The sequence below is a fragment of the Caulobacter sp. GW821-FHT10A06 genome (genome assembly GCF_059415805.1).
The window spans coordinates 51,567-75,445 of sequence record NZ_JBWKNY010000002.1; the positions used below are offsets into that span (position 1 = coordinate 51,567).

A 23,879-nucleotide genomic window follows, 5' to 3' on the forward strand; every position below is an offset into this window, starting at 1 on the left:
ATGCTCCCGGAGGCGGACAAGACGAAGGAGCCGGGGCTCCCGACCCTTGTCCGCCTCTGCCTGTTCTACGCCGCGATCTATCTGAGCTCGGGCGTCAGCCTGCCGTATATCGGCACCTATCTGCGCTCGCGCGGCATGAGTGGCGGTGAGATCGGCCTGATCCTGGCCGTGCCGCTGCTGCTGAAACCCTTCACCGGCGCCTCGCTGGCGGTGTGGGCCGACGGCTTCACCCTGCGGCGCACGCCGATGATCCTGCTGCTGGTCGGGGCGGGGCTGGGTTATGCGGGCCTGCTGGCCGCCCCGAACCTGTGGTGGTTCATCCTGGCCTGGTTCATCGGCCAAACCTTGCTGTCGACCGTCTCGCCGCTGATCGACGTGATCACCCTGCGCCGGGCGCGGCTGGAGAACTTCAACTACGGCATCCCGCGTGGCACCGGTTCGTCGGCATTCATCGCCGCCAACCTGGCGATGGGCGCGATCCTGACCTTCGCCGCGCCGACGATCATCGCCATCTGGATCGCGGCGGCCTGCTTCGTCGGCGCGGTGGCGGCGGCCCTGGCCGTGCCGCCCGAGCGGGTCCATGCCGAGGGCGCCAAGCCCGACCGGTCCGAACGCTGGAAGGGGCTGAGCGACCTGCTGAGCAACCGCACCTTCGTGCTGGCTGTGGTCACGGCGGGTCTTATCCAGGGGGCGCACGCCTTCTACTACGGCTTCTCGGCCATCCTCTGGCGCAAGCAGGGGATCAGCGAGCCGATGATCGGCATCCTGTGGGGCGTCGGCGTCGCGGCCGAGGTCGGCTTCATGTGGTTCCTGGAGCCGCTGCGCCGTCGCTGGGGTCCAGAACGGTTCCTGATCCTGGGTGCGAGCGCCGCCGTCATCCGCTGGAGCTGCTACGCGTTCGAGCCGCCGCTGTGGGCGCTGTTCCCGCTGCAGATGCTGCACGCCATGACCTTCGCGGCGAGCTTCCTGGCTTCGCTGCGCCTGATCGAGAAGCTGGCCCCGCCGGCGGCGGCGTCACCCGCCCAGGCGATCAATTCGGCGCTGTCCTCGGGTTTCACGCTGGGCATCGCGACCCTGGCGTCAGGGCCGCTGTTCGACGCCCTGGGCGCGAAAGGCTACCTGGCCACCGCCTTCATGGCCCTGTTGGGCCTCGGCGGCGCGATACTGCTATCGCGCCGCTCCAGACATCAGATCGTGTAGTCGATCTCCTGGCCTTCCAGCCAGGCGACGATCTTTTCGGCCGCTTCCACCGGATCGATCGCGGTGGTGTCGATCCGCAGTTCCGGCGCTTCCGGCGCCTCGTACGGGCTGTCGACGCCCGTGAAGTTCCTCAGCTGACCCGAGCGGGCCTTCTTGTAGAGGCCCTTCACGTCGCGGGCCTCGGCCACGGCCAGGGGCGTGTCGACGAAGACCTCGATGAACTCGCCCTGGTCCAGCAGGTCGCGCGCCAGCTGGCGCTCGGCGCGGAACGGCGAGATGAAGGCGGTCAGCACGATCAGGCCGGCGTCGACCATCAGCTTGGCGACCTGGGCCACGCGGCGGATGTTCTCGACGCGGTCCTCCTCGGTGAAACCGAGGTCCTTGTTGAGGCCGTGGCGGACGTTGTCGCCGTCCAGCAGATAGGTGTGGCGACCCAGGGCGTGCAGGCGCTTTTCGACCAGGTTGGCGATGGTCGACTTGCCCGCGCCCGACAGGCCCGTCAGCCACACGACCTGACCCCGTTGGCTCTTCAGCGCCGAACGCGACGACTTCGTCACGTCGGTGTGCTGCCAGTGGATGTTGTCGGCCCGGCGCAGGGCGAAGTTCAGCATGCCAGCGCCAACCGTGCGGTTGGACAGGCGATCGACCAGGATGAAGCCGCCCATCTGGCGGTTGTCGGCATAGGCCTCGAATGGGATGGCCTGGTCGAGCGAGAGGTTGCAGACCCCGATCTCGTTCAGCTCCAGCCGCTTGGCGGCCGTGTGCTCCAGCGTGTTGACGTTCACGCGGTGCTTGATGTCGGTGACGCTGGCGCTGACCGTCCGCGCGCCCAGCTTCAAGAGATAGGTGCGGCCCGGGGGCAGGGGCTCGTCGTCCATCCAGACGAGCGTGGCCTCGAACTGGTTGGCGACCGGCGCGGGCGCATCGGCCGAGGCGATGACGTCGCCGCGCGAGATGTCGATCTCGTCTTCCAGGGTCAGGGTCACCGACTGGCCGGCGACGGCCTGGTCGAGGTCACCGGGCAGGGTGACGATGCGGGCCACGCGGCTCTCGCGGCCCGAGGGCAGGGCGCGGATGCGGTCGCCGGGTTTGATGGTCCCCGAGGCGACCAGGCCCGAGAAGCCCCGGAAGTCGAGGTTGGGGCGATTGACCCACTGCACCGGCATGCGGAACGGCTTGGCCTGCAGGTCGTCCTCGACCTCGACGCCTTCCAGCCAGTCCATCAGGATCGGGCCGTCCAACCAGGGCGTGTGCTCGCTGCGCGCGGCCATGTTGTCGCCGCCCAGGCCCGAGATCGGGATGGGCGTGAAGACGCTCAGGCCGATCTGGTCGGCGAAGGCGCGGTAGTCGGCGACGATGGCGTCGAAGACGCTCTGGTCCCAGCCGACCAGGTCCATCTTATTCACCGCCAGCACCACGTGGCGGATGCCCAGCAGCGAGACGAGATAGCTGTGGCGGCGCGTCTGGGTCAGCACGCCCTTGCGCGCGTCGATCAGGATCACGGCCGCGTCGGCGGTCGAGGCGCCGGTGACCATGTTGCGCGTGTACTGCTCGTGGCCGGGGGTGTCGGCGACGATGAACTTGCGCTTCTCGGTCGAGAAGAACCGGTAGGCGACGTCGATGGTGATGCCTTGCTCGCGCTCGGCGGCCAGGCCGTCGACCAGCAGGGCGAAGTCGATCGCGCCGCCTTGCGTGCCGACCTTCTTGCTGTCGGCTTCCAGGGCCGCCAGCTGGTCCTCGAAGATCATCTTGCTGTCGTACAGCAGGCGACCGATCAGGGTGGATTTGCCGTCGTCGACGCTGCCGCAGGTGATGAAGCGCAGCAGCGACTTGTGCTGGTGCTGGTGCAGATAGGCTTCGATGTCCTGGGCGATCAGGGCGGACTGGTGCGCCATCAGAAGTAACCTTCCTGCTTCTTCTTCTCCATCGAGGCGGACTGGTCGTGGTCGATGACCCGGCCCTGGCGCTCCGATGTCGTGGTCAGCAGCATCTCCTGGATGACCTGGGGCAGGGTGGAAGCCTCGCTCTCGACCGCGCCCGTCAGCGGATAGCAGCCCAGGGTGCGGAAGCGCACGCTCCTGGTCTGCGGAACCTCGCCCGGACGCAGGCGGAAACGCTCGTCGTCGACCATGATCAGCGCGCCGTCGCGCTCGACCACCGGCCGCTCGGCCGCGAAGTACAGCGGCACGATCGGGATGTTCTCCAGGTGGATGTACTGCCAGACGTCCAGCTCGGTCCAATTGGAGATCGGGAAGACGCGCAGGCTCTCACCCGGATGCTTGCGGGTGTTGTAGAGGTTCCACAGCTCGGGACGCTGGTTCTTCGGGTCCCAGCGATGCTCCGACGAGCGGAATGAGAAGACCCGCTCCTTGGCCCGGCTTTTCTCCTCGTCGCGGCGGGCGCCGCCGAAGGCCGCGTCGAAGCCGTACTTCGAGAGTGCTTGCTTCAGGCCCTCGGTCTTCCAGAGGTCGGTGTGCAGGGCGCTGCCGTGGTCGAACGGATTGATGCCGCGCGCCTCGGCGTCGGGGTTCTTGTGGACGATCAGGTCGAAGCCGAGTTCGGACGCGACCTTGTCGCGCAGGGCGTACATGTCCCTGAACTTCCAGGTCGTGTCGACGTGCAGCAGCGGGAAGGGCGGCTTGCTGGGATAGAAGGCCTTGGCGGCCAGGTGCAGCATCACCGCGCTGTCCTTGCCGATCGAATACAGCATGACCGGACGTTCGCACTCGGCCGCCACTTCCCGCAGGATGTGGATGCTCTCGGCCTCCAGGCGCTGGAGGTGCGTGAGACGGGCCGGCGAGATTTGGGTCGTCATCGGTTCCGTCGGGTACGCGGCGGGTGCGAATTGGGTAAGGGCCAAGGCGAAGATCCGCAAAGGGAAAATGTCCGGGTCCCGCTCGTCGAGCAGGGCGCCGAATGTAGGCTGGGACCTAGGCCCGACCGTCTCCGGGGACAACCGCCGGAAATCTGGGGGCGCTGTCAGTTGGCTTGGCGCCACACCTCGTAAGCTTGTGCTTTCATGACCAAAAGTTCACTCGCGATCGCCCGTCGAGTCTCGCATAACGGCGCTATCGGTTTCGATAGGTGGGGCAATGGGCTTCCTGACCGAAATGTTGGCCGTGGCGATCGTTTGGCTGTCGTCGTTCGCGCTGTGCCAGTTCGGCATGGCGGTCGAACAGGCGTGTCCGCACGCCAAGGGCCAGGCCCAGCACAAGACCGTCGCCCGCTCGCCGCGAGACCTGGTCAAGCCGCTGCCGATCGCCGTCAGCGCCCCCGCGGGCCCTTCGCGCGACGCCTGAAGGCGCTTCCAGACGCCGCAACCCCTGCAAACACAAGCAAAGTTGCTTTCCGTCAGGGCGTTTCGCCGTTAGGTTCATGCGACACGCGAATGAGGGGTTCGGCGCGCGAAGGTTGTCTCTGCGCCCCCCTCCGACGCTCTGGGACCCTGGCTGTGTATGAAGCCTAAGAAGCGCCAACCGCTCGATTTCTCCGCGACGCCGACGGAAGTTCCTCCCGAGGAGACGAAGATCGCGCCCGAGCTCCCTCCAGAGCTTCCTGAAACGACGTCGTTTGCCGAGCCCGAGGCGGACATTCCGACCGCCGAACCCTTGAGCCTGCAAGAGACCCTGCACGACGACCTCGCCGTCCCGCCGCCGTCGGCCGTGCGCTCGCGCCGTCGTCGCGAGCAAGCGCCCGAGCCGGTCACCAGCTTCGCCGAGCCTGAACTCAAGCCGGCCACGTCGCTGGCCTTTGGCGTCCAACCGGCGCCGGTCGTCGAGAGCGCGTCGGCCGCGCCGGCCAAGACCGAGAAGCGTGAAGTCGACCTGCGCGGTCCGGTGTCCGAAACGCCCACGCCGCTGACCGCCGAGCCCGCGCCGCGCCGCATGTCGGGCGTGCTGTTCTGGACGATCGCCACCGCCATCGCGGCCCTGTGGGCCCTGGCCCCGATCGCCTTCGCATTCGGTTTCGCCCGTGGCGTGCCGGCCTTCAAGGTCGAGGGCTTCGCGCTGATGGTGTTCGCGGGCCTGGCCATCGGGCCGGCCCTGCTGACCCTGCTGGGCGCCTATCTGCTGCGTCAGGCCACCGGCATCGCCGACGAGCTGAAGCGCACCCGCACCCTGACCGATCGCATCATCACTCCGGCCGCTCTGGCCTCCGTCGGCGCGTCCAGCGCGGCCGAGGCCATGCGTCAGGGAGTCGAGAACGCCGCTAACGCCGCCGAACGGGCGCGCGAACACATCATCTCGCTGCGCCAAGCGCTGGCCGAAGAGACCGCCCGCCTGGCCGAGGCCGCCGGCGAGTCGGCCAAGATGGCCAACCAACTGGCCCAGGGCCTGAGCCACGAACGTACGGCGATGGAGACCCTCTCGCAGTCGCTGGACGCCCGCTCCACGGCGGTCGTCGACGCGATCGGCAGCCAGGCCCGCATGGTGGCTGAGGCCTCCGACCTGGCCGAGACCCAGCTGCGTGAGGCCGAAGCCGCCCTGGCCGCCCGGGCCGCCGACCTGGCCGCCGCTGCCGCCGAAGCCTCGGACGCCGCCCGCGTCGGGGCCGAGGACCTGTCGCGTCAGATCGCTCGCCTGGAAACCGCCGGGACCGGCGTCGGCGACCAGGTCGCCACCGTCGAGAAGAGCTTGGCCGCCCAACGCGCCGCCCTGGTCGAGATCAGCCAGTCCCTGCGCTCGGAACAGGAAGACTTCGCCGCCGAGGCCGAGACCCGCACCGCCCAGCTCACCGAGTTCGTGGCCTATACCCGCGTCGGCGCCACCGAGCTGTCGGACACCGCCGCCATGGGCGCGGAGATCCTGCGCGGCCTGATCAGCGCGGCCTCGGACCAGTTCCGCGAGATGGGCGAGAGCGCCACGGCCCAGCGCGAGGCCTTCGCCGACAACGCCAAGAAGACGCTGGAGACGATCGGCGACGCCGCCGAGCAGCAGCGCACCCTGCTGGAGGACGAACTCAAGGCCGCCATGGAAGCCATGGCTGAGGCTGCGCTCAAGGCCGGCGAGAGCGTCGAGGCCCGCGTCGAGGCCGCGCGCAGCCGCGTCGACCAGCTGAACGAGATCGCCTTCGCCGCTGGCCAGAAGGCCGACGCCGTCTTCGAATCCCGCATGGAAGAGGCGCGCGACATCATCGAGCACTCCGCCCAAATGGTGGAACAGGCCGGGGCTCGCACCTCGCAGAAGCTGGCCGACTCCGTCCAGGCCGCGCGCGGCACGCTGGACGAGCTGGAAGCCATGCTGGCCGAGATCGGTAAGCGCACCGCCGAACTGCCGGCCGAGGCGCTGCACAAAGCCGGCGAGGTCCGCGTCTCGATCGAGCAGGGCGTCGAGCACCTGATGAACGCCATCCGTCGCACCGCCGAAGAGACGGCCGCGATCGACCAGGCCTTCCAGGAGCGCGTGCGCCGCAACTACGAGATGCTGAGCGAGGCGGCCGGGGCCGTCACCGCGTCCAGCGCCTCGACCATGGCCGCTCGCGCGACCTCGGCGACCGCGCCGCCGATCCGGACCCGCACGGCCGCGCCGCCGCCGCCGCCGGTCGAGCCCCTGCCGATGATCGAGTTCGAGGATGAGGACGAGCCGCCGGCCGATCGCCGCCGCCTGCGCCTGACGCCGACGGCCACCGACGAAGAGTTCCGCTCGGTGTTTGAGCAAGCCTCCACGCGCAAGCAGGCCGCCCAGTCCGCGCCCGAGCCGGATGGCGACGGTGGTTGGAGCTGGCGAAACCTGCTGGCCGGCATCGAGAACAGCACGCCGGGCGATAGCGGCCTGGGCGAGAAGCTGGCCGCCGAGATCACCGCGATGGGCATCGATCCGCACGCCCTGCTGCCGCGCGGCCGCATCGACGAGATCGCCGCCGCCTTGCAGACCCGCGACGCCGTCGGCGCCCGCGAAGTGGTCAAGCGCCTGGCGCCCGCCGCCATCCGCCGTCTGGTTCGCCGCCTGTTCTCGGACTCGACGCTAAAGAGCAATACCGAGCGCTTCCTGACGCGCTACGCCGGCATGATCGACGAAGCCGCCGGTCAGGACCGCGAAGGCTTCCTGCTGGCGGCGCTGCTGTCGTCGGACGCGGGCCGAGCCTATCTGTTGCTCGACGCGGCCAGCGGCGACCTGCGCTAGGTGAAACGCCTTTTCGATTTCACGGCGGCGGCGATCGGCTTGATCGTGCTGGCCCTGCCGCTTGTCGTGCTGTGGGGCCTAGTGCGGCTGACCTCGTCGGGGCCGGGTCTCTATTGGTCGCAGCGGGTGGGGAAGAGCTCAGGTTTGTTCCCGATGCCGAAGTTCCGCACCATGCGGATCGACACGCCCGAGGTCGCCACGCACCTGCTGGACAACCCCGACCAGTGGCTGACGCCGGTCGGGCCGCTGATGCGCAAGCTGAGCTTGGATGAGCTGCCACAGCTGTGGAGCGTGTTGGTCGGCCATATGAGCCTGGTCGGGCCGCGCCCGGCGCTGTTCAATCAGGACGACCTGATCGCGGCGCGTCAGGCCGCCGGCGTCGACGTCCTGCGGCCCGGCGTCACCGGCTGGGCGCAGATCAACGGCCGCGACGAGCTGGCCATCCCGGACAAGGTGGCGCTGGACGCCGAGTATCTGGCCCGGCGCTCGTTCCTGTTCGATCTGGAGATCTTGGTCAGCACCGTCGTGCCGGTGCTGACCGCAAAGGGTGTGACCCGCTAGGCGAGGTCGGCGTAGGCCTTCTCGACCGCTTCCACGAACGTCGCGTTCGAAGTCAGTTTCGCCGGGAACACGCTGTCCAGCGCCAGGAAGGCCGCGACGTCGGTCTTGGCGTCGCCCGTGACACCCACGCCGATCTCGGTCAGCTTGTCGTGCAGCGGGTCGGTGATCGCCTCGCCCGTCTTAGCGCGCAGGGCCACGAAACGCATCCAGGCCGCCAGCGGGATCGCCAAGCGCTCGACCGAGCGGCCGGCGTCCAGGGTCTCGGTCAGGGTGCCCAGGATGCGGAAGGGCAGCTTCTGAGTGCCGTCCCAGGCGATCTGGGCCAGCAGGTGGCGGATCTCGGGGTTGCGGAAGCGGGCCAGGATGGCCTCGGCGTATTCGGCTAGATCCAGGCCGCGCGGGGCGGTGAGCGTGGGGATGATGTCCTTGGCCATCATCTCGCGGGCCAGGGTCTCCAACACCGGGTCGCTGACGGCCTCGAACACCGTCTCGTGGCCGCGCAGGATGCCGACATAGGCCAGGGTCGAGTGCACCCCGTTCAGCAGGCGCAGCTTGGCGCGCTCGAAGCCGCGCACGTCGTCGGTCAGGATGACGCTGACGCTGGCCAGGTCCGGCGCGTCAGAGGGCAGCACGTCTTCGACCACCCACTGGGTGAAGGCTTCGCGCTGGATCGGCCAGGCGTCTTCCAGGCCGGTGGCGGCCTGGACGCGGGCGCGCAGGGCGTCGTCGGTGGCCGGCGTGATGCTGTCGACCATGGTGCGCGGGAAGCTGCCGTTGGCGTCGATCCAGGCGGCGAGGTCGGCGTCGATCTTGCCGGCGAAGGCCACCACGGCCGCCTTCAGGCGCCAGCCGTTGTCGGCGAGGTTGTCGCAGGCCACGACGGCGTAGGGCGCAAGGCCGGCGGCGAAGCGGCGGCGCAGGCCCTCGACGATGTAGCCGACGGCGCTCTTGGGTTCGCGCGGATTGGCCAGGTCGTGGACGATGTCGGGGTGCTTCTCGTCCAGCCCGCCCTCGGCTGACAGGGTGTAGCCCTTCTCGGTGACGGTCAGGGTGACGATGCGGGTCGAGGGGGCGGCCAGGCGGGCGAAGACCGAGGGCGGATCCTCGGGGGCGACCAGCACCTCGCGGATCGCGCCGATGACGCGGAAGGTGGTCTCGGCGTCCAGCTGGGCCAGGGTGTACAGGCCGTCCTGCGGGACCAGGGCGTCACGGACGCCGGGGCTCTTCAGCGAGACGGCGCAGATTCCCCAGCGTGGGTCCTTGGCCAGTAGTTGGTCGAAATAAAAGGCCTGGTGGGCGCGGTGGAAAGCGCCGGGGCCGAAGTGGACGACGCCGATCTCGACCTTGTCGCGGTCATAGGTCGGCAGAACCGTGCCGGGGACGGCGCCCGGATAGCTGGTCGGGCTCAGACGCAGGGCGGAGGAGGTCGCGGAGGTAGCCGTCAAGGGAGCACGCCTGGGTTCGAAATCGGGTCGGGAAGGAGAGCCCCACGCGGGAGACTCTCCTAACGGAACCCTTATTTGCGGCAGTGTGCCACCGGTGGCAACAGGATTGGCCTGACCGCCAGGCTTCAGTTCCAGACCCCGGTCGCGGCGGTGCGGGCGACATAGTCCTGGAAGCTGCCCGGCGGGCGGCCCAGGGCTTGTTCGACGCCATGGGCCAGGGGGATGTTGCGGCCGTCCAGCACGGTGGAGAACAGGTAGACGATCAGCTCGACCAGTTCGGGCGGCATGACTTCGGCCAGCCCCTGGCGATAGGCTTCCATCGGCACGGTGACCAGGGTGATCTCGCGTCCGGTGGCGCGGCCGATCATGTCGGCGGCTTCACCGAAACTCAGAGCCTGCGGTCCGGTCACTTCATAGAGCTTGCCGTTGTGGCCAGGGTCGACCAGGGCCAGGGCGACGATGTCGGCGATGTCGTCGACGTCGACGAACGGCTCGGGGGCCAGGCCGTGGGGCAGCACCAGCGTGCCTTCGCGGATCGGATCCAGGAAGAAGGCCTCGCTGAAGTTCTGCTGGAACCAGCTGGCGCGGACGATGGTCCAGTCCAGGCCGCTGGCCTGCAGGGTGTCTTCGGCTTCGATGCACTCGGGCTCGCCGCGGCCCGACAGCAACACGATTTTGCGCACGCCAGCCTTGGCGGCCTCGACGTAGAAACGCTTGACGATCGGCAGGGCGCCCGGCGCGGCGATGTCGGGCTGGTAGGTCAGATAGACCGTCTCAACCCCGGCCACGGCCGCCGGCCAGGTGGCGTCGTTCTCCCAGTCGAACGGGATGTCGGCCTGGCGCGAGCCGGGGCGGACGGCGTGGCCCTGGCTTTGGAGGCGTTGCATGACGCGGGCGCCGGTCTTGCCGGTGGCGCCCAGGACGAGGATCGGAGCGGTGGTGGTTGTCATCGGGGTATCTCCTGTTAATGTGAGGAAGTCTCGTATTCGAGAAAAGTGATAAATCCTCACATTTTTGCCGTCAATACCCCTTCTGGTGTTTTCATGAGCCAAGCCGATCCCACCGCCGCCCGTCGCACGCCTAGCCAGGCGCGCAGCCGCGAGCGGCTGGAACGCATCCAGTCCGTCGCCTGCGAGCTGATCTCGAAGACGGGCAGCGATCAGGTGAAGATGAGCGAGGTGGCGGCCCTGGCCGGGATCTCGATCGGGTCGCTGTACCAGTACTTCCCGGACAAGAGCGCCCTGATCCGCAGCCTGTTCGAGCGCTACGCGACCCAGTGCCGGGATTGCATCGCGCAGGTGCTGGAGGAGGTGACCGATCTGCCCAGCCTGCTGAAGGCCTTCGACGGGTTGGTTGACATCTATCTGGACGTCGTCATGGCCGAGCCGGTGATGCGCGACATCTGGTCGGGCACCCAGGCCGACAAGCACCTGGCCGAGCTGCAACTAGCCGAGAGCCGCGTGCAGGGCGCCTTGCTGGCCGAGGCCATGCGCAAGGTGCACTCGGGCCTCGCCGCCGAGGTGATCGACCGCAACGCCTTCTTCATCTGGGAGATGGGCGAGGCGGCCGTGCGGCTGGCGATCTCGGTCGGACCCGAGGAGGGCAAAGCCCTGGTCGAGATCTACAAGCGCATGAGCCTGAAGGAGATCGCGGCGCCGAGTTAGAGCGTCACGCCCGACTTCCAGATCGCGATCTCGCGTTCGCCGTTCAGCTCGGCCTTGGTGGCCTTGCCCGAGGCGGTGTCGACCACGAGGTCCATCAGGCGATCGGCGGCGTCGTCCATCGAGACGCCTTCCAGCACCTGGCCGGCGTCGAAGTCGATCCAGCCCGGCTTGCGCTGGGCCAGGCCCGAGTTGGAGGCGATCTTCAGGGTCGGGGCGGGGAAGCCCAGCGGCGTGCCGCGGCCGGTGGTGAACAGGATCACCGTGGCGCCGGCGGCGGTCAGGGCCGTCGACGACACCGCGTCGTTGCCGGGCGCTTCCAGGAAGGTCAGGCCGTGCGGACCGACCTTCTCGCCGTAACGCAGCACCTCAACCAGCTGAGCCCGGCCACCCTTCTGCACCGCGCCGAGGGACTTCTCCTCCAGTGTGGTGATGCCGCCGGCGATGTTACCGGGCGAGGGGTTCTCGTAGATCGGCTGGTTGTTATCGATGAAGTAGCGCTTGAAGTCGTCGATCACCGCGACAGCCTGGTCGAAGATCTCGCGGCTGGCGGCGCGCTGCAGCAGCACGTTCTCGGCCCCGAACACCTCGGGGATCTCGGTCAGCACCGGCGTGCCGCCGGCGTCGGCGACCTTGTCGGCGATGCGGCCGACCAGCGGGTTGGCCGTGACGCCCGAGAAGCCGTCCGAACCGCCGCACTTGAGGCCCACGACCAGTTCCGAGACTGGGATCGGCTCGCGCTTGTCCTGCTCGGCCAGTTCGACCAGGGCCTCGACAGCGGCCAGGCCGTCTTCCAGCTCGTCCTCGACCATCTGAGTGGTGAAGCTGCGCAGGCGATCGCGGTCGATCTCCGGGGCGCTGTCCAGCAGGGCCTTCAGCTGGTTGTTCTCGCAGCCCAGGCCCAGCAGCAGCACGCCGCCGGCGTTGGGATGGCTGGCCAGGGCCGCGATCAGCTTGCGGGTATGGGACAGGTCGTCGCCTAGCTGCGAGCAGCCGAACGGGTGGGGGAAGGCGAAGACGCCGTCGACGCGACCGGCGAAGCGCTGATTGGCCTTCTCGGCGATGCGGCGGGCGGTGTTGGCCACGCAGCCCACGGTGCACAGCACCCAGATCTCGTTGCGCGTGCCGGCCCGGCCGTTCTTGCGGCGATAGCCGTCAAAGGTGCGGGCAGGGGCGTCGACGTGGGGTTCCGGCGCGGTCGGCGTGAAGCTGTAGCCCTCGACGCCCTCCAGGCGGGTATGGACGTTATGGACGTGCACGTGGTCGCCCACGGCGATGTCGACGACGGCCCGGCCGATCGGCCAGCCGTACTTCAGGACGTCGCTGCCAGCGCTGGCAGCCAAGATAGCGATCTTATGGCCCTTGGGGATGTCGGCGCGCACCGTGATGGCCTGGCCGTGCAGGTCCAGGGTCTCGCCGGCGACGAGGTCGCGCAGGGCGGTCGCCACGTGGTCACGGGGGTCCACCGGGTGGATCGATTCGCGCTGGGCCAGGGTCGTTTCAGTCATCTTGGATCGTCGTCGCCAGAAGGAGTGTCGTCGATTTGCACATTCAATGACATGGTAACCGGTGTCAGCCGGGTCGCAAGCAGACGTTTCGACCTAGGTTGGCGATGCTTACGCCGCTAGAGTATGACAAAAGAAAATGACTTAGGCTGCTGGAAACGCCGTGAACTCTTCGAAGACGCCTTTGTCGCCCCCGGCCGAAGATAGTGAGAGCGTGGAGGGCGGTCGCCGCCGCGCCACGATCAATGACATCGCGAGATTGGCGGGGGTATCGAAGAAGACTGTCTCCCGCGTGATCAACCAGTCGCCGTTCGTTCGCGACGAAACGCGCGAGCGGATCGAGGCGGTGATCGCCGAGTGGGGCTATGCGCCCGACCCGCAGGCCCGAGGCCTGGCGTTCCGCCGCTCGTTCCTGATCGGCATGATCTATGACAACCCGAACCCGCAGTACGTCGTGAACATGCAGCTGGGTCTGCTGGACGGCATGCGGGGTTCGGGCTTCGAGCTGGTCGTCCACCCCTGTAATCGCGCCAGCCCGACCTTCCTGACCGACATCCGCTCGTTCGTGGAGCGCCAGAAGCTGTACGGCGTGGTGCTGCCGCCGTCGGTGTCGGAAGACGAACGCGTCGCCAAGCTGCTGAACGAGATCGGCTGCTCTTACATCCGCATCGCCTCGGTCGAGCTGGACAAGCCCGAGCACATGATCGTCGGTCACGACCGCATGGGCGGCGCCCAGGCGGCGCGTCACATTCTTGAGCTGGGTCACAAGACCATCGCCTTCATCTCGGGTCCCGACACCTTCCGCTCGTCGCACGAGCGGCGAGGGGGCTTCGAGGATGGCCTGGCCGAGGCGGGTCTGAAGCTGGGTCCCAAGGACATCGTCCAGGGCGCCTATACCTTCGAGTCCGGCGTGGCCTGCGGCGACGAGCTGCTGGCGCGTACGCCGCGTCCGACCGCGATCTTCTGCGGCAATGACGAAATGGCCGCCGGCGTCCTGCAATCGGCCCGCAAGGCTGGCCTGACGGTGCCCGCCGACCTGACCGTCGTCGGCTTCGACGACTTCCAGATCGCCCAGGCTGTCTGGCCGCCGCTGACCACGGTGCATACGCCGACCCGCGAGATCGGTAAGATGGCCGCCGAGAAGCTGATCGGTGTCGAGCGGCGCGAACCGCGCGACGCGACCAAGACCGAACCGAGCCTGGTGGTCCGTGAGTCCTCGGGACCGGTTCCCAGCTAGAGTATTCGCGACCCGATCGGGTTGCATCGGATCATGACACCGGTTACCAAGCGGGCCGCAGCAGCGGCCACCCGTGAAGCCGCCGGTCATAAAGGGAGCAGACGCGTCGCCATGCCCAGGCCTCTGAATTTCCACGAAGATCGGCTTTTCCCGTCGGACGCCACGACGCGTTCGTATGCGCGGGGCCTGTACGGCCTGGTCAAGGACCTGCCGATCATCAGCCCGCATGGTCACACCGATCCGTCGTGGTTCGCGACCAACGAGCCGTTCCAGGACGCCACCGACCTGCTGCTGGCGCCGGACCACTATCTGTACCGCATGCTCTACAGCCAGGGCGTCAGCCTGGACGCCCTGAAGGTGCGCTCGAAGGCCGGCGTGCCGGACACCGATCCGCGCGCGGCCTGGAAGCTGTTTGCCTCGAACTTCCACCTCTTCCGCGGCACGCCGTCGTGGATCTGGCTGAACCACGTGTTCAGCAAGGTGTTCGGCTTCACCGAGTTCCTCGAAGCCTCGAACGCCGACGACTATTTCGACCGCATCAACGAGGCCCTGGCTTCGGACGCCTTCCGCCCGCGCGCCCTGTTCGATCGTTTCAACATCGAGACCCTGGCGACGACCGAAGGCCCGCATGAGGTGCTCAAGCACCATCAGGCCATCCGTGAGAGCGGCTGGGGCGGCCACGTCATCACCGCCTATCGCCCCGACGCGGTCATCGACTTCGAAGACGAGCGCAGCCCGCGCGCCTTCGAACGCTTCGCCGACGTGTCCGGCAAGGACGTCTACAGCTGGAAGTCCTACCTCGAAGCGCACCGTCTGCGCCGCCAGGCCTTCATCGAGGCGGGCGCCACCTCCAGCGACCACGGTCACCCGACCGCCGCCACCGCCGACCTGTCGGACGTCGAGGCCGAGGCCCTGTTCCAGAGCCTGGTGAAGGGTGATGTGACGCCTGAGAAGGCCGAGCTGTTCCGCGCCCAGATGCTGACCGAAATGGCCAAGATGAGCCTGGACGACGGCCTGGTCATGCAGATCCACCCCGGTTCGCACCGCAACCACAATGTCGGCCTGCTCGAGACCCACGGTCGCGACAAGGGCGCCGACATCCCGATGCGCACCGAGTACGTCTCGGCGCTGAAGCCGCTGCTGACCCGCCTGGGCAACGATCCGCGCCTGTCGGTGATCCTGTTCACCCTGGACGAGACCGTCTACAGCCGCGAACTGGCTCCGCTGGCTGGCCACTATCCGGTGCTGAAGCTGGGTCCGTCCTGGTGGTTCCACGACAGCCCGGAAGGCATGATGCGCTTCCGCGAGCAGGTCACGGAAACCGCCGGCTTCTACAACACCGTCGGCTTCAACGACGACACCCGCGCCTTCCTGTCGATCCCGGCCCGTCACGATGTGGCGCGCCGCGTCGACTCGAGCTTCCTCGCCCGCATGGTCGCCGAGCATCGGATGGACCTGGTCGAGGCCGAGGAGCTGATCGTCGATCTGACGTACAACCTGCCTAAGAAGGCCTACAAGCTCGACCAGCGTCCCGACTGGGCTCGTCCCACGACGGCGCTGCGCGCAGCCGCCGAATAAGAACACCCTTCCGGAGACTTCCCGATGTTCGCCAAGACCTACCACGCCACCCATCCGGACATGATGTTCGCGGTCAGCAATGACGACCTGCGCGATCGCTACCTGATGCAGGGCCTGTTCCAGGACGGCCAGATCGTCCTGACCTACAACCACGCTGAGCGCTTCGTCGTCGGCGGCGTGGTGGCCACCTCGGCCATCAAGCTGCCCGACCAGACCGAGCCTGCCTCGGCCGCCGGCCACCCGTTCCTGGAGCGCCGCGAGCTGGGCGTGATCAATGTCGGCGACACCACCGGCAAGATCACCGTCGACGGCGTCGTCTACGAGATCGTTCCGCGTGACGGCCTGTACGTCACCATGGGCGCCAAGGACGTCGTGTTCGAAGGCCTGAACGGCGAAGCCGCGCGCTTCTACCTGGTCAGCCTGCCGGCCCACGCCGCGTTCGAAACCAAGAAGCTGGCCTTCGCCGACGCCGTCGCCCTGGAGCGCGGCGCGCTGGAAACCAGCAACGAGCGCACGATCTACCAGTACATCGTCCCGACCACCTGCAAGTCGGCTCAGCTGCTGCTGGGCATGACCGTGCTGAAGCCGGGCAGCGTCTGGAACACCATGCCGCCCCACCTGCACGACCGTCGTTCGGAAGCCTATTTCTACTTCGGCCTGGGCGAGAACGACCGCGTGTTCCACTACATGGGCGAGCCGGACGAGATGCGTCACATCGTGATCGCCAACGAGGAAGCCGTGATGAGCCCGCCGTGGTCGATCCACATGGGTTCGGGCACCGCCAACTACACCTTCATCTGGGCGATGGGCGGCGAGAACCTCGACTACACCGACATGAACGTGCTGGACATCTGCCAGCTGAAGTAGGGGCCTTAGGCCACCGCGCTCCGACCTGTCATCCCGGGCGAAGCGCAGCGTAGACCCGGGACCGCCCCAGTGCGTGGCGGTCCCGGCTTTCGCCGGGATGACAGCATTCTCAGACAGGAACTCGACATGGCCAATCCGTTCAGCCTCGAAGGCAAGGTCGCGCTCGTCACCGGCGCCAACACCGGCATTGGCCAGGGCATCGCCATCGCGCTCGCCCAAGCCGGCGCGGACATCGCCGCCGCGGGCCGCAGCGAACCGACCGAAACCCAAGCCGCCGTCGAGGCCCTGGGCCGCAAGTTCCTGTCGATCAAGGCCGACTTCGGTTCGACCGAGCCTGTCCAGCGCGTGGTCGACGAGACCGTCGCCGCGTTCGGCAAGGTCGACATCCTGGTCAACAACGCCGGCATCATCCGTCGCGCCGACTCGATCGAGTTCTCGGAAGCCGACTGGGACGCGGTGATGGACACCAACCTGAAGGTCGTCTTCTTCCTGACCCAGGCCTTCGCCAAGCAGGCCCTGAAGCAGGGCGGCGGCAAGGTGATCAACATCGCCTCGCTGCTGTCGTTCCAAGGCGGCATCCGCGTTCCGTCGTACACGGCCGCCAAGTCGGGCCTGGCCGGTCTGACCAAGATCCTGGCCAACGAGTGGGCGACCAAGGGCATCAACGTCAACGCCATCGCCCCCGGCTATTTCGACACCAACAATACCGAGGCCCTGCGCGCCGACGCCGACCGCAACGCCTCGATCCTGGCCCGCATCCCGGCCGGCCGCTGGGGCCGGCCCGAGGACATCGGCGGCGCTGCCGTGTTCCTGGCCTCGTCGGCTGCGGACTACGTCCAAGGGATTACTCTGCCCGTGGATGGTGGCTGGCTGGCCCGCTAGCGAAACAAATTCGTTCAAAAGCACGATGGTAGCGCAACCATCGTGCCGGGCGGCTTTCCCCGCCCTATGAACCGCGCTAGAGGGCGCCGCAGCGTTAGCAGCTGCGGCGCCCGACGCGTTTCTAGATCCATTCCAGTACGGGATCGCCGCCTTGGCGGTCCCTGGAGTCCGCCCATGCGCAACCCGGCCCTGTCGATCGACGTCGACCGTCCGACCAGCCGCCACGTCCGCCAGAACGCCAATCTGCTGAGCGACCTGCTCATCGAGGCGATCACCTATCTGGAAGGCGAGGAGGCTGCCGCCCTGGTGGCCAAGGCGCGCAAGGCCGCATCGCGTGAGGACGAGGAAACGGGCGACGCGCCGGTGCTGGACCACCTGTTCGCCGACCTCTCGACCGACCAGGCCGTGTTCCTGGCGCGAGCCTTTGCCAGCCACTCGCTGCTGGCCAATATCGGCGAGGATGTCGCCGGCCGCCGTCGCCACGCCGAGGCCGACGCCCAGCCGGGCGACGAGCGCGCCCGCACCCTGATCGACGCCGTCGAGGTCCTCAAAGGCCGCGGTAAGACCGACGAGGAGCTGGCCAAAATCTTCGCGGCCATGAACGTCGTGCCCGTGCTGACCGCCCACCCGACGGAAGTCCGCCGCCGCAGCATGGTCGATCGCGAGACCGAGATCTCGCGTCTGATGGCCCTGCGCCGCCACCACCTGCCGCCGGATCTGGAAGCCGAGATCCGCGAGGGCCTGTTCCGCGAGATCGCCCTGATGTGGCGGACGCGCCTGTACCGTCCCGAGCGGATCACGGTGAAGGACGAGATCCGCAACGCGCTGTCGATCGTCCGCACCTCGATCCTGCCGGCGATCATTGACCTGTACGGCGACTGGACCGCCAAGATCGGCTCGCACGGCCATCTGGCGCCGCTGCTGAAGATGGGTTCGTGGCTGGGCGGCGACCGCGACGGTCACCCCGGCGTCAATGGCGAGACCCTGAAGCTGGCCTTCGCCAGCCAGTCCCGCGTGATCCTCGACTGGTACGCCGGCGAGGTCCGCAAACTGTGGTCCAATCTGGCCGTCTCGACCGCCTACACCCCGGTGTCGCAAGAGCTTCTGGCCCTGGCCGCCCAGACCCGTGATCCGTCGGTGCACCGCCTGGACGAGCCGTACCGTCTGGCCCTGGAGCTGATCTTCGACCGCCTGACGGCCGTGTCGCAGAAGCTGACCGGCCAGCCCGTCGCCTATGCCAATGGCGCGACCGACGTCGAGCCCTACGGCCACCCGGAAGCCTTCGTGGCCGACCTGTCGGTGATTATCGACAGCCTGGAGCGCAACGGCGGCGAGCGCCTGGTCGGGTCCAGCCTGCGCACCCTGGTCGAGGTGGCCAAGGCCTGCGGCTTCCACCTGATGAGCCTGGACCTGCGCCAGAACGCCGACGTCCACGAGCGCACCATCGACGAGCTGTTCCAGCGCGCCGGGGCCGGCGTCCAGTACCTGAAGCTGGACGAGGACGCCCGCTGCAAGCTGCTGATCGAGGAGCTGTCGCACCAGCGCCCCCTGGTCTCGCCGTTTACCGCCTACAGCGAGGAGACGACCAAGGAGCTGGCCACGATGGAGGCCGCCGCCCAGGCGGTTCGCGACTACGGCCACGGCTGCATCGGTGCGTACATCATTTCGAAGGCGGCGACCCTGTCGGACATCCTCGAGCCGCTGGTGCTGCTCAAGCAGGTCGGCATGGTCTGGGGCGGCGCCGCGCCGCGCGCCTCGGTCAAGGTGGCCCCGCTGTTCGAGACCATCGGCGACCTGGAGAACGGCCCGGCCGTGCTGCGCCAGTGGCTGGAGCTGCCGCTGGCCCGCACCATCCTGGGCGACCGGCCGGTGCAGGAAATCATGCTCGGCTACTCCGACAGCAATAAGGACGGCGGCTATGTCGCGTCCCGTCGCGGTGTCGCTCGCGGCGCTTCGGCCTTGGCGTTCGAGGCCGACCGCATGGGCGTGGGCCTGCAGCTGTTTCACGGCCGGGGCGGCAGCGTCGGCCGGGGCGGGGGTCCCGCCGCTGAGGCCGTGCTGGCCCAGCCGGCCGGCACCGTGCAGGGCCGCATCCGCATGACCGAGCAGGGCGAGATGATCGCCCGCCGCTTTGGCGACCAGCCCACCGCCCGCCGCAACCTGGACGGCCTGGCCGCCGCCGTGCTGATCTCCAGCGACCGCCCGGTGCACCAGCCCGACCCCAAGGTCGAGGCCGCCATGACCGCCCTGGCCGAAGCCTCGTTCCACGGCTTCCGCGCCCTGGTCTATGACGATCCGGCGTTCGAGGACTTCTTCTGGTCGGTCACCCCGATCAGCGAGATCGTGGGCCTCAATATCGGCAGCCGTCCCGCGTCGCGGACCGCCAGCCGCAAGATCGAGGACCTACGGGCCATCCCGTGGGTGTTCAGCTGGTCGCAGGCCCGCTTCATGCTGCCGGGCTGGTATGGCTTCGCCTCGGGCGTCGAGCGGGCCAACCTGTCGGTCAAGCAGTTGCGCGACCTGGCCGGAAACTTCGATTTCTTCGCGTCCCTCCTGTCCAACATGGAGCTGGCCCTGGCCCAGAGCCACATGGGCATCGCCGCCCGCTACGTGGCCCTGTCGCCCGACAAGGCCGACGCCGAGCGGATCTTCGCCACGATCCAGCGCGAGCACGACGCGGCGACGAACCTGGCCCTGCAGATCCGAGGCGGTTCGAGCCTGCTGGACAACCAGCCGGACCTGGCCGAGTCGGTGGCTCTGGCCGGCCGTTCGGTCGACCCGCTGAACCACCTGCAGCTGGAGCTCTTGTCGCGCCGCCGGGCAGGGGACCAGGATGAGGAGCTGCGCCTGGCCATCCAGCTGACCGTGGCCGGCATCGCGGCCGGCCTGCGGAATACAGGCTGATCCTCACCCCCTAGACCCGATCTCCCCGGCGAAAGCCGGGGTCCAGATCGAGCCCAGGAGCCTCTGGCCAGCTGATCGGGCTTATCTCGGATCAACCCCAATCTCTCAGGATGAATCTGGGCGCCGGCTTTCGCCGGGGAAACGGGAAGGGTTTGGGTATGGGCGGATATCCAAACCCGATGAATTTCAAAGTCTTGCTGGCTTTCATTTCCCAGCTTCACGGCGCTTGCGCGAACCGGCGGTTTCTGGTTATCTCCCCATGACACCGGTGGCGAAGTGGCCTGGCCACTTTCCCGTTTACGGTGACACCGGTGTCATTACGGTTCGGATCCAGCGTCGTGGTTGGTCCGTCTCGTTTGCGGCTCTTTGAGCTCGCTCCTGCGCAAACTTTTGGGGCGTCGGCGAAATCCGACGCCCTCAATTTTGCGCTCGGAGCAGGCTCCGAAAGCTGAAGGAAAAAGGTTCGGGGAAGGAAGCGACGACCAGAGACTGCACGCGGACGGAGCCGGGGAAACCCGCCTGACCGCGCCTTGTGACCCTTAAGTTTGACGCAGCGGCAAGCCCGGTATGGCGCCCGCGCGCAACGCGGTCTAAGGGAACCCCCTGAGCCACTACCGGCGAAATATTGCGTGCGCGGCGGCCCTCGCGGCGGTCCGCGCAAGAACGATCCTTCGGGAAGGAGTCTACGATGGTAAAAGACCGTATGGCGGTGCTGACCGCCCTGATGGACCAAGGCGTCATTCCGGTTTTCTATCACCCGGACGTCGAGGTCTGTAAGAAGGTGATCCAGGCCTGCGCCGACGGCGGCGCGCCCTGCATCGAATTCACCAACCGGGGCGACTTCGCCAGCCACGTCTTCTACGAAGTGACCCGTCACTTCGCCTCGGCCGATCCGCGCGTGATCATGGGCGTGGGCTCGATCGTCGACGCTCCGACTGCCGGCATCTATATCGCCAACGGCGCCAAGTTTGTGGTCGGCCCGATCCTGAACGCCGATGTCGCCAAGGTCTGCAACCGTCGCAAGATCCCGTATTCGCCGGGCTGCGGTTCGGCCTCGGAAATCTCGTACGCCGAAGAGCTGGGCTGCGAGATCGTCAAGGTGTTCCCGGGTTCGTCGGTCGGCGGTCCCGATTTCGTCAAGGCGGTGCTGGGCCCGATGCCCTGGACCCGCATCATGCCGACGGGCGGCGTCGATCCGGACGAAGCCTCGGTCAAGAAGTGGTTCGGCGCGGGCATCGTCGCCGCCGGCATGGGCTCCAAGCTGATCACGCAGGAGCTGCTCGACGCGGGCGATTACGCCGGCATCACCGCCAAGGTCCGCGAGACGGTGGACCTGATCAAGAAGGTTCGTGGGAAGGCCTAAGACCAAATGACCGACAACATCCTCAACATCCGCCCGGCTTCGGAAACGAAGTGGGACTGCGCTTCCTTCGGTGAAGTGATGCTGCGCTTCGACCCGGGCTTCGGCCGGGTGCGCAACGCCCGTCAATTCCAGGTCTGGGAAGGCGGCGGCGAGTACAACGTCGCCCGCGCTTTCAAGAAGTGCTGGGGCAAGCGCTCGACGGCCGTGACGGCTCTGCCGGTCAACGACCTGGGCTGGCTGGTCGAGGACCTGATGATGCAGGGTGGCGTCGACACCTCGCACGTCATCTGGCGCGACTTCGACGGCCTGGGCCGCAACACCCGCGTTGGCCTGAACTTCACGGAAAAGGGCTTTGGCGTTCGTCCGGCCCTGGGCTGCTCGGACCGCGGCCACTCGGCCGCCTCGCAGATCCGCCCCGGTGAAGTGAACTGGGAAAAGCTGTTCGGCGAAGAAGGCGTGCGCTGGTTCCACACCGGCGGCATCTTCGCGGCCCTGGCCTCGAACACGGCCGAAGCCGTGATCGAAGCCGTCGAAGTGGCCCGCAAGTACGGCACCGTCATCTCCTACGACCTGAACTACCGCGCCTCGCTGTGGAAGTCGCAGGGCGGCAAGGAAGGCGCTCAGAAGGTCAACCGTCACATCGCCCAATATGTCGACGTGATGATCGGCAACGAAGAAGACTTCACCGCCTGCCTGGGCTTTGAAGTCGAAGGCCTGGACGAGCACATCAGCTCGATCGACCCGGCCAACTTCAAGAAGATGATCGAGACTGCCGTGAAGCAGTTCCCGAACTTCAAGGTCGCCGCGACCACCCTGCGTAACGCCAAGACCGCCTCGGTCAACGACTGGTCGGCGATCCTGTACGCCGGCGGCGAGTTCTACGCCTCGATGATGCGTGAGAACCTCGAGATCTATGACCGCGTCGGCGGCGGCGACGGCTTCGCCTCGGGCCTGGCCTTCGGCTTCATGGAAGGCAAGGGCCCGCAGGCCGCCGTCGAATACGGCGCGGCTCACGGCGCTCTGGCCATGACCACCCCGGGCGACACCTCGATGGTGCGCCAGGCGGAAGTCGAAGCCGTGATGAAGGGCAAGGGCGCGCGGGTCATCCGCTAAGCCTTCAGTCCTCGGACGATGATGAGCCCCCGGTCGCAAGGCCGGGGGCTTTTTCGTGGGCGAAGCGGAAGTCGCCGTTGGCGAGGGCGTTCTGGCGCTGACGTTCGACGAGCTCGGCGATGTAGGCGAACTTCTGCTCGAGCTTGGCTGTGAGCCAGGTTTGCGTGTGCCGTCGGCGACGCGTGGAGTGTGATCCACCGGGGCGGCGCTTAGGGCGGGGTTTGCGGGGCAGGGGCATGAGTGGGTCTCCCAAGGACTCCCTTCCCCCTTGATGGGGGAAGGGTAGGGGATGGGGGTGATCTGCTGAGCTGGCCGCCACGCTGGCGTCCGCCGCCCTAGTCACCCCCACCCAACCCTCCCCCATCAAGGGGGAGGGCGTGCAAGGACGGCCCGACGTGAGAGCGTCGGGTTTGGGGAGGGATGCGGAGCGCCGGGCCACGCCCGGAGTTCTGTTGTGTTGGTTACCGTTTCGACGTAGTCCGACGCTCCGCGCGATCGTTTTCCGCCAGCGTCCCGTCAGGTGGCCCTGTTCAGGCCTTACCGGGACCCAGACCCCGCCGTTTCCGGCAAGCTCTGGCGGTCGAAGAAGGCGAGCCAGAAATGGCTAGGACGCACCCCTTTACCTTCGACCACGCCGACGGCGGGCGGGCCTGGTCAGCGAACCAGGTCCCCGGACCGTCCGAGTATCCCCCTCGGACCTCCACCGCTCGACCGCCTCCTGAAGCCACGAAGGTCGCTGGCCGCGCGCCCTCCCCAGTGCTTCGAGGTGGAGACAGGATAGGGCGGGATTTAGGGCCGGGGACGAAAGGGCGTGAACGCTCGTCCTATTCCCTTCTCCCCTTGCGGGAGAAGGTGGCGCGTAGCGCCGGATGAGGGGTTGATAGGCCTGTCGGATTGGCGTTGTGGCGCAAGGCGTTGAGGTGTGTGCGACCCCTCATCCGTCCGCCTGCGGCGGCCACCTTCTCCCGCAAGGGGAGAAGGGGTTTACACCCGTCCCCGTCGCGGATTAGTGCGCCGAGAACCGCAGCATCGCCGGTTTGGCCGCCACCCCGTCCAGCGATTGGAACTTCTTGAACCGGTCGTTGTTGAAGCCGATCCAGTAGTCCTTGCCGGCCTCGACCGTGCAGTCCAGCGTGAAGGTTCTCTTGTCCGCCGACTGGACCGGAGTCTTGGCGCAGTCGGGATAGGTGGCCGGGTCACGCATCACGAAGGACCAGCTGGCCATCATCGGCTGGTCGAAGGTGACCTTGATCTGGATCTTGCCCGCCGCGATCTCTGCCCCGACGGCGGGGGAGACCGCCCGCACCTGCGGGATGGCGCCGGCGGGAGGGCCGGCCAGCGCGATGACGGCGATGAGCGGGATGATCATGGCGGGTTCCACCTGAGGGCGAGACGGCAGATCAACACGCCTTCATGACCGCTGCAACGCTCGGCGAACCCT

The 23,879-nt window shown here is 67.6% G+C and carries 18 protein-coding genes and 1 pseudogene; 12 read left to right on the forward strand and 7 right to left on the reverse strand.

Annotation, left to right across the window (positions count from 1 at the left end):
- The gene (locus AC07NF_RS04285) at window positions 1–1,200 is read left to right on the forward strand and encodes an MFS transporter (protein WP_494628643.1); all 1,200 of its coding nucleotides are present in this window, start codon (window positions 1–3) and stop codon (window positions 1,198–1,200) included.
- Here the strand turns inward: AC07NF_RS04285 and cysN are convergent.
- Window positions 1,188–3,095, reverse strand: a complete 1,908-nt coding sequence (gene cysN / locus AC07NF_RS04290) for a sulfate adenylyltransferase subunit CysN (protein WP_494628642.1) — start codon at window positions 3,093–3,095, stop codon at window positions 1,188–1,190. The two genes, AC07NF_RS04285 and cysN, sit on opposite strands and share 13 nt — an antisense overlap.
- Window positions 3,095–4,060, reverse strand: coding sequence for a sulfate adenylyltransferase subunit CysD (gene cysD, locus AC07NF_RS04295; RefSeq protein ID WP_494628641.1), 966 nt, complete (start codon window positions 4,058–4,060; stop codon window positions 3,095–3,097). Before cysD ends, cysN begins: the two co-directional genes overlap by 1 nt.
- 220 nt (window positions 4,061–4,280) lie before the next feature.
- On the opposite strand from cysD, the pseudogene AC07NF_RS04300 reads away from it, so the two are divergent.
- From AC07NF_RS04300 to AC07NF_RS04310, 3 genes and pseudogenes are all read left to right on the forward strand, one after another.
- A pseudogene (locus AC07NF_RS04300) lies at window positions 4,281–4,368 on the forward strand (hypothetical protein); the annotation flags it as partial.
- Window positions 4,369–4,655: 287 nt separating this feature from the next.
- Window positions 4,656–7,322 (forward strand): coiled-coil domain-containing protein, encoded by a 2,667-nt coding sequence (locus AC07NF_RS04305; RefSeq protein WP_494628640.1) that lies wholly within the window; start codon window positions 4,656–4,658, stop codon window positions 7,320–7,322.
- Complete coding sequence (locus AC07NF_RS04310; RefSeq protein ID WP_494628639.1) at window positions 7,323–7,883, forward strand: sugar transferase; 561 nt, start codon at window positions 7,323–7,325, stop codon at window positions 7,881–7,883. It abuts the gene before it with no gap.
- Here AC07NF_RS04310 and AC07NF_RS04315 read toward each other — a convergent pair.
- Together AC07NF_RS04315 and AC07NF_RS04320 are read right to left on the reverse strand one after the other, a co-directional pair.
- Window positions 7,880–9,328: a mannitol dehydrogenase family protein gene (locus AC07NF_RS04315; RefSeq protein WP_494628638.1), complete on the reverse strand. Its 1,449-nt coding sequence runs from the start codon at window positions 9,326–9,328 to the stop codon at window positions 7,880–7,882. The two genes, AC07NF_RS04310 and AC07NF_RS04315, sit on opposite strands and share 4 nt — an antisense overlap.
- 125 nt (window positions 9,329–9,453) lie before the next feature.
- Window positions 9,454–10,278: an NmrA family NAD(P)-binding protein gene (locus tag AC07NF_RS04320; RefSeq protein WP_494628637.1), complete on the reverse strand. Its 825-nt coding sequence runs from the start codon at window positions 10,276–10,278 to the stop codon at window positions 9,454–9,456.
- A 93-nt stretch (window positions 10,279–10,371) separates the two neighbouring features.
- On the opposite strand from AC07NF_RS04320, the gene AC07NF_RS04325 reads away from it, so the two are divergent.
- Window positions 10,372–10,992, forward strand: a complete 621-nt coding sequence (locus tag AC07NF_RS04325) for a TetR/AcrR family transcriptional regulator (protein WP_494628636.1) — start codon at window positions 10,372–10,374, stop codon at window positions 10,990–10,992.
- On the opposite strand, the gene AC07NF_RS04330 is transcribed toward AC07NF_RS04325, so the two are convergent.
- The gene (locus tag AC07NF_RS04330; RefSeq protein WP_494628635.1) at window positions 10,989–12,497 is read right to left on the reverse strand and encodes a UxaA family hydrolase; all 1,509 of its coding nucleotides are present in this window, start codon (window positions 12,495–12,497) and stop codon (window positions 10,989–10,991) included. The two genes, AC07NF_RS04325 and AC07NF_RS04330, sit on opposite strands and share 4 nt — an antisense overlap.
- A 160-nt stretch (window positions 12,498–12,657) precedes the next feature.
- Between AC07NF_RS04330 and AC07NF_RS04335 the strand changes: the two genes are divergently transcribed.
- The 7 genes from AC07NF_RS04335 (at window position 12,658) to AC07NF_RS04365 (ending at window position 22,438) form a co-directional block, all read left to right on the forward strand.
- The gene (locus tag AC07NF_RS04335; RefSeq protein WP_494628634.1) at window positions 12,658–13,731 is read left to right on the forward strand and encodes a LacI family DNA-binding transcriptional regulator; all 1,074 of its coding nucleotides are present in this window, start codon (window positions 12,658–12,660) and stop codon (window positions 13,729–13,731) included.
- A gap of 111 nt (window positions 13,732–13,842) precedes the next feature.
- A complete protein-coding gene (gene uxaC / locus AC07NF_RS04340; protein ID WP_494628633.1) occupies window positions 13,843–15,309 on the forward strand; it encodes a glucuronate isomerase in 1,467 nt (488 codons plus the stop codon).
- Window positions 15,310–15,333: 24 nt separating this feature from the next.
- The gene (kduI, locus tag AC07NF_RS04345; RefSeq protein WP_492809613.1) at window positions 15,334–16,176 is read left to right on the forward strand and encodes a 5-dehydro-4-deoxy-D-glucuronate isomerase; all 843 of its coding nucleotides are present in this window, start codon (window positions 15,334–15,336) and stop codon (window positions 16,174–16,176) included.
- Between the two features lie 126 nt (window positions 16,177–16,302).
- Window positions 16,303–17,058, forward strand: a complete 756-nt coding sequence (gene kduD / locus AC07NF_RS04350; protein ID WP_492809614.1) for a 2-dehydro-3-deoxy-D-gluconate 5-dehydrogenase KduD — start codon at window positions 16,303–16,305, stop codon at window positions 17,056–17,058.
- A gap of 174 nt (window positions 17,059–17,232) precedes the next feature.
- Window positions 17,233–19,962 (forward strand): phosphoenolpyruvate carboxylase, encoded by a 2,730-nt coding sequence (gene ppc / locus AC07NF_RS04355; protein WP_494628632.1) that lies wholly within the window; start codon window positions 17,233–17,235, stop codon window positions 19,960–19,962.
- 688 nt (window positions 19,963–20,650) lie between these two features.
- Window positions 20,651–21,325 (forward strand): bifunctional 4-hydroxy-2-oxoglutarate aldolase/2-dehydro-3-deoxy-phosphogluconate aldolase, encoded by a 675-nt coding sequence (locus tag AC07NF_RS04360; RefSeq protein WP_018113188.1) that lies wholly within the window; start codon window positions 20,651–20,653, stop codon window positions 21,323–21,325.
- Window positions 21,326–21,331: 6 nt separating this feature from the next.
- Window positions 21,332–22,438, forward strand: coding sequence for a sugar kinase (locus tag AC07NF_RS04365; protein ID WP_099579441.1), 1,107 nt, complete (start codon window positions 21,332–21,334; stop codon window positions 22,436–22,438).
- Between the two features lie 4 nt (window positions 22,439–22,442).
- Here AC07NF_RS04365 and AC07NF_RS04370 read toward each other — a convergent pair whose 3' ends face one another.
- Complete coding sequence (locus AC07NF_RS04370; protein WP_494628631.1) at window positions 22,443–22,676, reverse strand: hypothetical protein; 234 nt, start codon at window positions 22,674–22,676, stop codon at window positions 22,443–22,445.
- 768 nt (window positions 22,677–23,444) lie between these two features.
- Window positions 23,445–23,807, reverse strand: a complete 363-nt coding sequence (locus AC07NF_RS04375; RefSeq protein WP_494628630.1) for a hypothetical protein — start codon at window positions 23,805–23,807, stop codon at window positions 23,445–23,447.
- Window positions 23,808–23,879: the final 72 nt, after the last annotated feature.